This is a genomic window from Cellulomonas avistercoris (assembly GCF_014836445.1).
GTDB lineage: Bacteria > Actinomycetota > Actinomycetes > Actinomycetales > Cellulomonadaceae > Cellulomonas > Cellulomonas avistercoris.
The window spans coordinates 1-13,011 of sequence record NZ_JACSQV010000017.1; the positions used below are offsets into that span (position 1 = coordinate 1).

The window sequence follows — 13,011 nt, forward strand, 5'->3', positions numbered from 1 at the left end:
CCCGCGCTGCGACGGCGCCCGCCCGGCCGGCACCGGGCGGCGCCGGTGTGTCACAGGTCGAGCGGGCGCAGCACGAACGAGATCCCGTGCGCGATCTGCGCGTTGCCGGCGTTGATGTCGAGCTGGCTGCGCACCAGCAGCGGGTTCAGGTCGTTGCGGTCGGCGTCGCGCAGCACGACGATCGGGATCCGCTTGGACAGGACGTCGACCGTGAAGGTGCCGCCCTGGGCAGTGGTCAGCGCGGCCCCGTCGGAGGCCAGCGCGGTCGCGGAGTCGATCGTGGCGCCGGGGACGACGTGGTACAGCAGCACCTGCTCGATCGCGTCGATGCCCACCGCCTGCGCGAGGGCTCCGAACACCTTCTCCTCCGAGCCGTACCAGCGGTGCGTCAGGTCCTGGGTGAGCACCTGGAACGCGCGGTCGTTCGGCAGGAACGCGGTGAGCGGGACCGTGCCGTCGGCGAGCACGGCGACCGGGCTGTCGGGCTTGGCGGCGAGCACGGCGTTCACCGCGTTGTCGACGATGTCGTAGTCGTACCAGTTGCGGTCGAAGCCCGCGCCGTCGGCGGCGAGCACCGAGGCGAGGCTGGTGGTGCCGGCGGCGGACGCGGCGGGTGCGAGCCCGACGACCGCACCGCCGACGAGGGCGGTGGTGGCCAGGGATGCTGCGAGACGGCGGATCCTCATGGGACGACTCCTTGCGGGAGGTCGGGCGGCACGCGGTGCGCACCGCAGGGCCTCGTCGTCGACGCCCTGAACCTTCTTCCCCTCGAGGAGCGTTCTTGGATGCACCTGAGGTCGTGCGATCGCGCCGACGACGCGCCGCGGCCGTATCTGTCGGGGTGCTGGTCGTTCCGCCGGTAGCCGATCAGTCGCAGGGGCACGGTCCTCTCGTGCTCGATCCGCACACCCGCAGCGTCGTACTCCGCTGACCCGGTCGTGTCCACCGACTGGGGGGTGGCAGGCGCGGAGACGAGTAACGAGCTGCCGTCACCCGTGCGGCGGAAGCACGGTCCGCGTGGCGCGCGCCGCGGTGGGGTGGCCCCTAGGCTCTGGCGCGACCTCAGCGGGACGGCCACGCGTGCCCTGCCGCCCGGCAGCAGCACGGACCCCGGAAGGACCCGATGCGCAGCACACCTACGGACGGCCCCCACGCCCCCGCGGGTGACCCCGCTGCCCTGACGACCGGTGCCGGGGTGGACCGTGCCGACGCCGACGGCTCGTCGCCCGTCACACCGAGCCTGCTGTTCGGCTCGGTGGTCGACGGGAGCGTCGGGGAGGTCCGTCGGCGTCCGGTGCTCCTGCTGCCGGTGGCGCTGGCCTTCGTCGCCGCAGCGCTCGCGGGCGCGGTCGGCGCCGTCGTCCGCGCCTGGACGACGCCGACGTTGCTGAAGGACGGCGTCCTGGTGCACGCGGGGGAGTCGGGCGCGGCGGGCCTGACGTCGCTGCTGCTCGGTGTCGTCACGGGCGTGCTCACGGTCGCGGCACTGGGTGGTGTCGTCCTGGCGGCGCCGGCCGTCCTGTTCGGCCGCGACCTGCGCGTGCGGGACGTCGTGCGTGAGCTCGCCCGCCGGTGGGCCGTGCTGCTGGTGAGCCTGGTCGGGCTCTCCCTGGCGACGTTCGTCCCGGTGCTCCTGGCCGTGCGGGTGCCGTGGCCGCTGGCAGCGTTCGTCGCGGTCCCCGCGATGGTGGCGGCGGTGCTGCTCGTCGCCGGCGGCGCCCACGTGGCCGTGGCCGCCCTGCTGCACGGGGTCGGCCTGCGCACCGGCGTGCGTCGGGTCCGCGAGCTGCGCCGCTGCGACGGCGCCCGCGTGCCGCTCCGTCGTGGGCGTGTCCTGGTCGTGGTGGTGATGGCGGTCGCGGCAGCCCTGGTCGTGGCAGTGCGGTGGCTCGTCCCCGACGCCGACGGCCCGTTGTGGCCGGCGGCACGGGACCTGCTGCAGGCCGTGGTCGGCTCGCTCGCCCTGACGGTGGCGGCTGCGGGACTGACGTGGGCCCATGTCAGCGCGACGTCCGTCGCCGAGCGGCAGGGGGTGCCGCCGCTCGCCTGGCGCGGTCTGGCACGCGTGACGGACGCGCCCGGACGTGGGGAGCAGGGACGCGCAGCCGGGCCGGGGAGGTCCGCGGCAGCCGGCTGGGCGAGCGCGGCCGCGGCCTGGGCGCTGGTGCCGTTGCTCGCCGTCGCCCCGACGCTGCCCCAGGTCACACCCGCCCTGCGCCCGCAGATCCTCGCGCTGCCCGGCTCCGTGACTGCCCCGACGATCACCGGCACCGCGGACGGGTTCCTCCTCCTCGACCACGTCGACCGCGGCATGGACGCGTTCCTCTGCTCACCGGAGGAGGGCTGCGAGCACGGTGAGGGCATGGCCGAGGGCGGCAGGTTCCAGTACGCCGCGGTCGCCGCGGACCCCGACGGTCCCGGCGTCGTCATCCTCGCCGGGGTGTTCCCCGACGACGGGGCGAACGCGCGGTACGACCTCGTCACCTGTGCGCCGACCGACTGCGCGGGCCCGGGGCTGCGGACGACCCAGGTGGGGATCGCGGAGGAGTCGGCGAGCCACAACCCCGCGCTCCACGCGGTGGCGGCACGCGACGGCGCCTACGCGGCCGTCCACCCGGTCGGTGGCCCCCGCGACCGCGAGCTGGCGCTGACCCTGTGCGCGACCGCCCGGTGTCCCGAACCCGTCACCGTCCCGCTCGGGTCGACCTCCGGGGACGACGTCGTGGACGTCGCGATCGCGCCCGACGGCACCGTGTGGGTGCTGCGCTCACAGGGGGCGGTGCTCCACCTCGCCCGGGTCGAGCCGGGGAGCAGCGCCCTCACGGACGTGCAGGTGCTGGAGCCGGACACCGAGCACGACTCCCTCTACTACGGGCAGGGAGGTGACTACGGGTACTCGCGCGTGCTCGCGCTCGCGCTGCGCGACGACGGCAGTCCCGTCGTCCTGCACCGTGACCTGTCGGACGGTGGGATCGAGCTGCTGGGCTGCGTCGACGCCGCGTGCTCGACGACGACGTCGACGCGACTGCCCGGTGGCGACGCCCGGGGCGCGCAGCTCGTCGTCGACGGCACCGGGTGGCCGCTGGTCGCGACAGCGGGGCAGGGCGTGCAGCTGCACGCCTGCACGGACAGCGCCTGCTCGGACGTGCGGTCCGCTCTGCTGTCCACGTGGACCCCACCGACGTCGTCCAGCGAGTACGTGCCGTTCCTGGCGACCGACGCGCAGGACCGTCCCGCGGTCCTCGTCCAGCGGCAGTACGGGGACGCCGTGATGGTCTTCTGTAGGGAGCCGCGCTGCGTGTCGTAGTCGGCACCCGTGCAACGAGGGGCCATCAGCGAGCGTCCAGGGTCTAAGGGCGACGGGCATCGCCGCGATCCTGCGATGCGTGCAGGGCGGGTTCCGCGGTGCTCAGAGCTCGCGCAGCATCGTGTCGGAGTCGCCGTTGCGCCCCACCGTCACGAAGCCGTGCCGGGCGTAGAGCGCGCGAGCGGCGGCGTTCCCGTCCTCGACGCTGAGGCTCACGGCCCGCCACCCGAGGTCGCGGGCCTGCTCGAGATGGCCGGCAAGGAGTGCGGATCCCACGCCCCGGCCGTGGTGGGGACGGGCGACGGCCATGCCGAGCTCGGGGACGTCGTCCGCCACGTAGCCGTAGCCGGGCGTGGCCGCGGGCAGGGCGCGCGCCCAGACGGCTCCGAGCGGGGAGCCGTCGTCGTCGGTCGCGACGAGCCCGAAGTCGTCCGGGCGCTTCCACCCGGCGAGGTACCGCTCGGTGTGGGGGTCCGCGACGACCTCGGCGCGGGTGAACCGCGGCGTCCCGTCCCAGTTGAACGCCTCGAGGAGCAGGTCGAGCAGCAGGTCGAGGTCGTCGCCGGTCGCGTCGCGGAGCATCACGCCCGCGATCGTCGCACGGCGCCCCGGATGCGGCGACAAGCATTCTGAGCGTCCAGCACGTGCCAGTGCTCGGACCTGCGTGGCCGAGCTCAGTGATCCGTGCGCTCGTCGATCGCGCCGTCCGTGAGGTCGGGCCGCTCGAGGAGCTCACCGAGCCCCTGTCGGACGAGGTCTAGCCGGGCAGCACCACGACCACCTGGTCCTCCTCGAGGTGGACCGCGTAGGACGCCACGTCGCCCTGCCCGGAGCGGCATGCACCGCTGCCCAGGTCGAACACGTGCGCGTGCAGGGGGCAGACGACGACCTCGGCGTCGATCTGCCCGTCGGCCAGCGGACCTCCCCGGTGCGGGCACACCGCGTCGAGCGCGCGCAGGGCGCCGCTGCGCAGCCGGAAGACCGCCACCTGCCGGCCGCCGACCGCGTAGGCGCGGCCCTCGCCGACCGGGATCTCGGACAGTGGTCCCACCACGTGCGGCCCGCCGCCGCCGGCGGTCGTGACGCGTGGGGCGGGGGGTCCCGCCACGGTGTCGAGCGGACCCGCACCGGGCTCGCCGCCGACGGCCCGTGCGTCCGTCCCTGCACTCGTCGGACCTGCGCTCGTCGGACCTGCACTCATCGGACCGGGACCTGCGGCAGGACGGTCAGCGGCAGCGCGGTGCGGAACTGGCCGGGTTCGGCGGGGTCGTCGCGCTCCTTCCACGGGTCGCTGTAGGCCTCCACGGAGGCCTGCACGGCGGCGTCGAGCTCCGCGGCGTTCCCCTCGCTGTCGTCCACCACGACGGCACGGACGTGCTCGATCCCGAGCCGGGGCACCCACGCGTAGGTCCGCTCGAGCCAGTTCGCCGTCTCGCGGTAGTACTGGATGAAGCGGCCGGTGAGCGTCATGACCTCGTCCGGGGTGTCGACCGTCGTGAGCAGGTCACCCTTGCGGATGTGCGCACCGGCGGCGCCGCCCACCCAGATCTCCCAGCGACCACCGTCGACGGCCACGACGCCGACGTCCTTGACGTAGGACTCCGCGCAGTTGCGCGGGCACCCCGACACCGCGAGCTTGAGCTTGGCCGGGCTCTCCAGGCCCTGGTACCGGGTCTCGATCGCGATGCCGAGCGCGGTCGAGTCACCTAGCCCGAACCGGCAGAAGTCGCTGCCGACGCACGTCTTGACCGTCCGGAAGGACTTGCCGTACGCGTACCCGGACGGCATGTCGAGGTCCGCCCAGACCTTCGGCAGGTCCTCCTTGGGCACGCCGAGCAGGTCGATCCGCTGGCCACCGGTGAGCTTGATCAGCGGGATCTGGTGCTTGTCCGCGACGTCGGCGATGCGGCGCAGCTGGTCGGCCGAGGTGACCCCGCCCTTCATCTGCGGCACCACCGAGAACGTGCCGTCACGCTGGATGTTGGCGTGCACCCGGTCGTTGATGAAGCGCCCGTCGCGCTCGTCGACGACCGCCGCGCCCCAGAGGGTGCGCAGCAACGAGTTGAGCCCCATCTTCGACTTCGCGTCCTCGACGCCGCCGGGAGCGAGCGCCGCGAACACGGCCGAGACCGAGCGCAGCTCCTGCTCGCGGATCAGCGCCACCAGCTCGGCCTTGGCGTAGGGGATCCCGGGGACGTACCAGGAGGCGGACTCGTCGACCTCGAGCGTGCCGCCCGCCGCCCACTCGACCACCTGCCCGACGAGCGTCTTGCACGACCCGCAGCCCTTGCCCGCACGGGTCGCGTCCATGACACCCGTGACGGAGGTGACGCCGCCGCGGACGCACGCGGCGATCGTCCCCTTGCTCACGCCGTTGCAGTTGCACACGGTGGTCTCGTCGGGGAGCTCGGCCACGCCCACCGCGGCGGGCGCCGTGCCCAGGTCGAACAGCAGCGCGATCCGGTCCTCGGGCAGCGGCGAACCGCGGTCGAACGCCTGGATGAGGGGAGCGACCTTCTCGAGGTCGCCGACGAGCGTCGCACCGACGAGCCGGTCGTCGCGCACCACCACGCTCTTGTACAGCCCGCGGCGCGGCTCGGAGATGACGATGTGGTCGTCGTCGGGACGCTCGGGCGTCGTGATGCCCATCGACGCGACGTCGATGCCCGCGACCTTCAGCTTCGTGGCGGTGCGGGAGCCGTGGTACTGCGCCGACGGGTCGGCGCCCGTGAGCACGTCCGCGAGGACGCGCGCCTGCTCCCACAGCGGCGCGACGAGACCGTAGACCTGGTCCCGGTGCTGCACGCACTCACCGACGGCGAACACCGTCGGGTCGGGCGTGCCCTGGTCGTCGAGCGCGTGCATCTGGTCGTCGACGACGATGCCGCGCTCCACGAGGAACCCGCTGGCGGCCGCGATCGACGAGTTGGCCCGGATGCCGGCCGCCACCACGACGATGTCGCACGGCAGGACGCGCCCGTCGCCCAGCTGCACGCCCGTGATCTCCGTGTCCCCGAGCACCCGGACCGTCCGGCCCGACGTCACCACCGAGATCCCGAGTGCCTCGACGCCTCGCCGCAGGACGTACCCGCCCGCGGCGTCGAGCTGCTGGTTCATCAGGTGCCCGGGACCGTGAACGACCGTGACGTCGACCCCGTGGGTCTGCAGCCCGCGGGCCGCCTCGAGTCCGAGCAGGCCGCCGCCGATGACGACCGCCTGCTTGTGGGTGCGCGCGTACCGGATCATCGCGCGGGTGTCGTCCAGGGTGCGGAACCGGAACGCCCCCTGGTGGAAGCCGCGCCCGGCCGTGCGCATGCCAGGGATGTCGGGGACGAACGCGCTGCTGCCGGTCGCCATGACGAGCGCGTCGTAGGGCGTGCGGCTGCCGTCGTCGGCGCGGACGGTGCGGGCGTGCCGGTCGATGCGCGCCACCCGCACGCCGGCGTGCAGCGTGATCTCGTTCTCGTCGTACCAGGCCATCGAGTTGAGGAAGATGGCCTCCTCGCTCTCGAGGCCGGCCAGGACGTTCGAGAGCATGATCCGGTTGTAGTTGCCGTACGGCTCCTCGCCGAACATCGTGATCCGGAACTGCGCGGCGCCGCCGCGCTCGAGGATCTCCTCGACGGTGCGCGCACCCGCCATGCCGTTGCCCACGACGACGAGGTCGCGCCGGCCGTCGTCCCCCTGCCGGCGCCGGGCCACCTCACACCTCCACGAGGCCGAGGTCGATGACGACGACGCCGGAGACCCCCGCGGCGCCGGCCGCGTGCAGCTCGATCGTCGTACCCGGCTCGAGGTCCTCCACGACGCGCAGCGGCACGTGCACGTCGCTCTTGGCGCCGATGGGGAAGTACCGCATCGGCTCCCCGTCGCGGACCAGCACGACGACGACGAGCTCGTCAGCGCTGTTGCCGCCCCGGAAGTACACCGTCTGGGCCACCGCGCCGTCCGGCACGGTGTACGACAGGCTCGGGTCGATCAGGGTCGGTGCGGCGAGTCCTTTCCCGGTCAGCGCGTAGACGCCCTGCAGGAAGGTCGGGTGACTGTCCAAGGCGAGCCCCTTCGGTCGGGCCGGCGGCCACGGCGCACGGACGTGCTCCGCAGGCGAACCGGTCGGTGGTGTGGCGGGTACGGCGACGGGGGTGACGGCCACGGCGCACGCCTTGAACGCCGGCATGCGGGAGATCGGGTCGAGGGCGTCGTCGGTCAGCGTGTTGGCGCGGGACCCACCGCCCCAGTGGAAGGGCGCGAACACGGTGTCGGTGCGGATGCCCGTGGTGAGCCGCGCCCGGAACACCGCGGTGCCCCGGCGGGTCCGCAGCCGGACCGCCTCGCCGTCGACGACGCCGCACAGGCGCGCCAGGTCGGGGTGCAGCTCGGCGTGCGGCACGACGGACCCGTCGGGACCCACCTCGTCGCCGGCGAGCGCCGCGACCCGGCGGGTCTGCGTGCCGCTCTGGTACTGCCGCATCAGCCTCCCGGTGGTCAGCACCCAGGGGAACTCGGCGTCGGTGCGCTCGGCCGTGTCGCGGTACTCGGCGCGGAAGAACCGGGCCAGCCCGTCGGGGTGGGCGAACCGCGTCTCGAACAGCCGGGGCGTGCCCGGGTGCTCGGCGTCGGTGCACGGCCAGAACACGCCCTGCTCGTCCTCGATGCGCTCGTAGGTGATGCCGCCGTAGTCCGCCACGCCGCCGGAGCTGGCGCGGCCCAGCTCGTCGAAGGCGGCCGCCGCGTCGGTCGTCATGAGGTCCCCGTGCCCGAGCCGCTCGGCGACGCCCGTCAGGACGTCCAGGTCGGTGCGCACGCCGGGCGGCGGCTCGAGCGCCCGGTGACGTCGCAGCACCCGTCCCTCCAGGTTGGTCACCGTGCCGTCCTCCTCGGCCCACATCGCGACGGGCAGCACCACGTCCGCCCGGGCCGCCGACTCGGAGAGGAACAGGTCCGCGACGACGAGGAAGTCGAGGGCGTCGAGCCGGTCGGTGACCCGGCCCGCGTCGGGCGCGGAGACGCTGACGTTCGACGCGAGCAGCAGCAGCGTCCGCACCCCGCCGGGGGTTCCGAGGGCACGCAGCATCTCGGTGGCGGACACCCCCGGACCCGGCAGGCGCGTCGGGTCGACGCCCCACACGCCCGCGACGTGGGCGCGGTCGGCGAGGTCGGTGATCTTGCGGTACCCGGGCAGCTGGTCCGCCTTCTGCCCGTGCTCGCGCCCGCCCTGCCCGTTGCCCTGACCCGTGAGGGTCCCGTAGCCCGAACCCGGCCGGCCGGGCAGTCCGAGCGCGAGGGCGAGGTTGATGAACGCCTGTGCCGTGGCCGTCCCCGACGCGTGCTGCTCGGCGCCGCGTGCCGTGAGCACCATCGCCGTCGCCGCCGTCCCGAGCAGCTCCGCGACGGTCTCCAGGTCGCGGGCGGGGACGCCGGTGATCCGCTCGACGCGGTCCGGCCAGTAGCCGGTCACCGCCTCGCGGACCGTCTCGAACCCCGCCGTCCTCGTCGCGACGTAGTCCTCGTCCACCCAGCCCCTGCGCGCCACCACGTGCAGCAGACCGTTGGCCAGGGCGGCATCCGTCCCGGGGCGGGGCTGCAGGTGCAGGTGCGCCGTGCGCGCCGTCGCCGTGGTGCGCGGGTCGACGACCACGTGCCGGGCACCGCGCTCGCGGCCTGCCTCGAGGTGCTGCATGAGCGGTGGCATGGTCTCCGCCGGGTTGGCGCCCACGAGGAGCAGCACGTCGGCCAGGGCCAGGTCCGCGACGGGGAACGGCAGCCCGCGGTCGATCCCGAACGTGCGGGTCGCGGCAGCCGCGGCCGACGACATGCACCAGCGGCCGTTGTAGTCGATCGAGCGCGTCCGCAGCACCGTCCGGGCGAACTTGCCCAGCAGGTAGGCCTTCTCGTTGGTCAGCCCGCCGCCGCCGAAGCACCCGACCGCGTCCCGGCCGTACCGTCGCTGCGTCGCCCGGACGGCCGCGGCCACGGCGTCGAGCGCCTCGTCCCACGTCGCCGGCCGCAGCGGCGAGGAGCGGTCACCGGCGATCGTGCGGACCAGCGGGGTCGTGAGCCGCTCGGGATGCGCGAGCAGGTCGGCCGCCGACCAGCCCTTGGCGCACAGGCCGCCCCGGTTCGTCGGGAAGTCCGACGGCGTGAGCCGCACGTCGGGCCGCTCGTGCCCCGCGCGGTGCGTGACGTGCAGCTGCATGCCGCACTGCAGTGCGCAGTAGGGGCAGTGCGTCGCGACGGTCCGGGCCGTGTCGGAGCCCGGCACGGCCGTCGGCGACGCGAGCTCTGGCCCCATCACTCGATGGTGTGATGTCCCGGTTACGCACGATCTGCCGCCGGGTAACCGCCTCGTTTCGAGGAGCGCACAGGGCTGACGGACGGCGGCCCGGGACGAGCCCAGACCTCAGCCCGTCGGGACCAGCTGCCACTGCTGGTTGGAGCCGTTCCAGTCGGAGTACTGGACGATGTTGCCGCCGTCGGTGGTGGAGGCGCCCTGCACCTCGACCGCCTTGCCGCTGTGCCGGGCGATCAGCTGGACGTAGCCGTCGATCGTCTGGATGCTGAACTGCTGGTTGTTGCCGCCGTGGGAGCCGTACTGCTGGATCGCCGCGCCGTCGGCGGTCGAGTTCCCGCTGACGTCGAGGACCTTGCCCGACAGTCGCGACTTCAGCTGGTAGTAGCCGTTGCCGGTGCTGACGAACTGCCACTGCTGCTGGTTGCCGCCGTTGCGGGACCACTGGGTGATGCGGGCGCCGTCCGCGGTGGACAGGTTGTACACGTCGATGGCCTTGCCGCTGTTGCGGTTGACGAGCGAGTACCAGGCCGAGGTGTCCACCGGGCCGTTGCCGGGGGTGGAGGTCGGGCTGGGCGTCGGGGTGGGGGTCGGCGTGGGAGTGGGGCTCGTGCCCCCGGACGGGTTGCCGATGCTCCCCGGCACGGCGCGCAGCGCGGCGTACCAGACGGCCGCCATCTTGTCGTAGCCGTTCGCGTTGGGGTGCACGCCGTCGGGCAGGTCGGAGAGGCTGACCGCCCGGTACATGTCGACGAGGTGCACGCGCTTGCCGGCGGCGGCCCTGCTCGACACGATGCCGGGGATGGCGGAGTTGTAGGACTGCACCTGCGAGTTCGCGTACGAGACCGGGATGAGGGTCGCGACGAAGACGTCGGTCTGCGGCGACGTGCTGGTGATCTTGTCGATGACCCCCGCGAGCCGGTTCGGCGCGTTCGCCAGGTCGCGGTTCTGGCTGATGTCGTTGGTGCCGATGTGCAGCAGCACGGTGCGCGGCTGGTACGTCCGCACCCAGTTGACGACGTTGGCGTCGATCTGGTCGATCCTCCAGCCGGAGTGCCCCTCGTGGTCGTGGTCCCACAGGCTCGACGGCCCGTTGAAGCCCGAACCCACGAAGTCCGTGGTGTAGCCGCCCTGGGCGAGGCGCTGCCAGAGGCCGACGCGGTAGCCGCCGCCTCCGGACATGCCGATGCCCTCCGTGATCGAGTCGCCCAGGGGCATGACGCGGGTGCCCCCGTTGCTCTCGGCGGAGGCGGGCGCGGACTGGGTCACGACCCCTCCGGCCAGTGCGAGGCAGAGCGTGACGGCGAGCAGCAGCCGTCGGGCCGTTCGGTGCATGTCGTCAGCCTCCTGGAGCTGGCCGCGCGGCGCGACTCCACGTCGTTGTGAACGTTCACGCGGCGCGTTCAAGGTCAGCCTGGCACGGAGGCCGGGCAACTGCGACGGCACAAACGATTAGGTGGGTGCCTGGCACCGCAGGTCGGTCGCGGACGCGCGGCGCGCCACGACGCAGTCAGTCGTCACCCGGGCAGCGGGCCCCGGAGCGGTGCGTCGCACCTAGGCTCCCGCCATGACGACGACCGCGCGCGCGTACCTGACGGGCTTCGGTCGCTACCTGCCCGGCCCTCCGGTGGACAACGACGGCATGGCGGCTCGGCTCGGCGGAGACGATGCCGTCACCGCACGCATCCGCGGCAGCATCCTGCAGTCCAACGGCATCAAGCAGCGGCACTACGCCCTCGACGAGCAGGGCGAACCCACCGAGCTCAACGAGGAGCTCGCGGTCAAGGCGCTCAACGCGGCGCTCGGTGATCGCGGCATCCAGGCATCAGACCTGAGGATGCTGGCGACCGCGACGACCATGGGCGACGTGCTCGTGCCCGGCTTCGCCAACATGGTGCACGGCCGGCTCGGTGGCGGGCCGATGCAGCTGCTGTCCGCGTCGGGCGTCTGCGCCTCGAGCATGGCGGCGCTGGACGCGGTGGTCAGCAAGGTGCGGCTCGGCGACCACCCGCGCGGGGCGGTCGTGGCCTCCGAGCTGCCGAGCCGCAGCCTGCGGCAGCGTCGGTACGAGGGGTTCCGCGCCGGCATGGACGCGCACTTCCTGCGGTGGATGCTCTCCGACGGGGCTGGGGCCGTCGTCGTCGAGTTCCAGCCGCACCCCACGAGGCTCTCGTTGCGGGTCGACTGGATCCGGCAGGTGTCGCTCGCCCACGACCACGCCGTGTGCATGCGCGCCGGCATGAGCGGTGACGAGACCCGCGTCGGCGGCACCTGGCAGGACGTCGCCGTCCCGGACGCGCAGGCCGCGGGGATGTTCGTCCTGCGGCAGGACGTCGGCATGCTCGACGACCTCGCGCAGGCCGGGATCGCGCAGTTCGAGGAGCTCGTGGACATCGGGCTGGTCGACGTCCGCCACCTCGACCACGTCATCTGCCACTACAGCACCAACGTCTTCCGGGACGTCGCGTTCGACGCGCTCCGCCGTCGCATCCCCTCCCTCGACACCGACCGGTGGTTCTCCAACCTCGAGACCCGCGGCAACACCGGGTCGGCCAGCATCTTCATCGCACTGGAGGAGGCGGTGCGCACGGGTCGGTTCCAGCCGGGGGAGACCGTCCTGCTCGCCGTGCCGGAGTCCGGCCGCTTCTCGTTCGCCTTCGCCCAGCTCACCGTCGTCGCCCCGACCCGCCCGCAAGGAGCATCGTCATGACCAGTGCCACCTCGACCGTCCCCTCGACGGCCGACGGGACCGACCCCACGGGCGCCTCGCTCCTCGAGCGCCTCGGCGAGGTCTGGCTCGAGCTCGAGGACCACCTGGCCAAGGTGCCCGTGCTGCAGCGCCTCGACGACGGCACCGTCACGCTCGAGGACTACATGCGGCTGCTGTTCAACCTGCGCCAGCAGGTCATCGACGGCTCGCTGTGGATCGCGCGTGCGGCGTCCAGCTTCGACATCGACCACTTCGAGCTGCGCGCGGCGGCCATCAAGCACGCCGAGGAGGAGCACCGGGACCACTTCCTGCTCGAGGCCGACTACGTCGCGCTCGGTGGGTCGCGCCAGGAGCTGCGTGACGGTCGCAAGAACGTCGGCTCGGAGGCCCTCTCGGGCTACCTCTTCACCTACGCCAGCAAGCCGAACCCGGCGGGTCTGCTCGGCGCGATGTTCGTCATCGAGGGCCTGGGCGCCCGCCGCGCGGCGCAGTGGGCGGCCCGGTTCCAGGAGGTGCTGGGCCTCGCCGACAACCAGGTCCACTTCATGACGTACCACCAGGAGGCGGACGGCGCGCACACCGGCGACATGGAGGCGATCCTGACGTCCGGCCTGATCGACGACGCGACCGCCGACGAGATCGTGCGGTGCGCGCAGGTCGTCGCCCGGCTCTACGCGCTGCAGCTCGAAGAGCTGGATCGCTGAC

9 protein-coding genes are annotated in these 13,011 nt (G+C 73.3%); 3 read left to right on the forward strand and 6 right to left on the reverse strand.

The genetic code is table 11. From position 1 onward, the window contains the following. Positions 1 to 50: 50 nt before the first annotated feature. Positions 51 to 686 carry a fasciclin domain-containing protein gene (locus H9657_RS16555; protein WP_191784538.1) on the reverse strand — a complete coding sequence of 212 codons (636 nt, stop codon included), beginning with the start codon at positions 684 to 686 and terminating at the stop codon, positions 51 to 53. Positions 687 to 1,123: 437 nt separating this feature from the next. Here H9657_RS16555 and H9657_RS16560 point away from each other — a divergent pair, with 437 nt between their 5' ends. After that, complete coding sequence (locus tag H9657_RS16560; protein ID WP_191784539.1) at positions 1,124 to 3,307, forward strand: hypothetical protein; 2,184 nt, start codon at positions 1,124 to 1,126, stop codon at positions 3,305 to 3,307. A gap of 102 nt (positions 3,308 to 3,409) precedes the next feature. Here the strand turns inward: H9657_RS16560 and H9657_RS16565 are convergent, their stop codons facing one another. From H9657_RS16565 to H9657_RS16585, 5 genes are all read right to left on the reverse strand, one after another. After that, the gene (locus H9657_RS16565) at positions 3,410 to 3,889 is read right to left on the reverse strand and encodes a GNAT family N-acetyltransferase (RefSeq protein ID WP_225215520.1); all 480 of its coding nucleotides are present in this window, start codon (positions 3,887 to 3,889) and stop codon (positions 3,410 to 3,412) included. Positions 3,890 to 4,064: 175 nt separating this feature from the next. Then, a complete protein-coding gene (locus H9657_RS16570) occupies positions 4,065 to 4,415 on the reverse strand; it encodes a Rieske (2Fe-2S) protein (RefSeq protein ID WP_191784541.1) in 351 nt (116 codons plus the stop codon). A gap of 89 nt (positions 4,416 to 4,504) precedes the next feature. Next, positions 4,505 to 7,009: a nitrite reductase large subunit NirB gene (nirB, locus tag H9657_RS16575; RefSeq protein ID WP_191784542.1), complete on the reverse strand. Its 2,505-nt coding sequence runs from the start codon at positions 7,007 to 7,009 to the stop codon at positions 4,505 to 4,507. Between the two features lies 1 nt (position 7,010). Continuing rightward, the gene (locus tag H9657_RS16580) at positions 7,011 to 9,599 is read right to left on the reverse strand and encodes a molybdopterin oxidoreductase family protein (protein ID WP_191784543.1); all 2,589 of its coding nucleotides are present in this window, start codon (positions 9,597 to 9,599) and stop codon (positions 7,011 to 7,013) included. A 108-nt stretch (positions 9,600 to 9,707) separates the two neighbouring features. Then, the gene (locus H9657_RS16585) at positions 9,708 to 10,931 is read right to left on the reverse strand and encodes an RICIN domain-containing protein (RefSeq protein ID WP_191784544.1); all 1,224 of its coding nucleotides are present in this window, start codon (positions 10,929 to 10,931) and stop codon (positions 9,708 to 9,710) included. A gap of 232 nt (positions 10,932 to 11,163) precedes the next feature. Between H9657_RS16585 and H9657_RS16590 the strand changes: the two genes are divergently transcribed. After that, on the forward strand, positions 11,164 to 12,306 hold the full coding sequence (locus tag H9657_RS16590) for a 3-oxoacyl-[acyl-carrier-protein] synthase III C-terminal domain-containing protein (RefSeq protein WP_191784545.1): 1,143 nt from the start codon (positions 11,164 to 11,166) through the stop codon (positions 12,304 to 12,306). Next, complete coding sequence (locus H9657_RS16595) at positions 12,303 to 13,010, forward strand: iron-containing redox enzyme family protein (protein ID WP_191784546.1); 708 nt, start codon at positions 12,303 to 12,305, stop codon at positions 13,008 to 13,010. The genes H9657_RS16590 and H9657_RS16595 overlap by 4 nt, the downstream gene beginning before the upstream one ends. Position 13,011 lies beyond the last annotated feature (1 nt).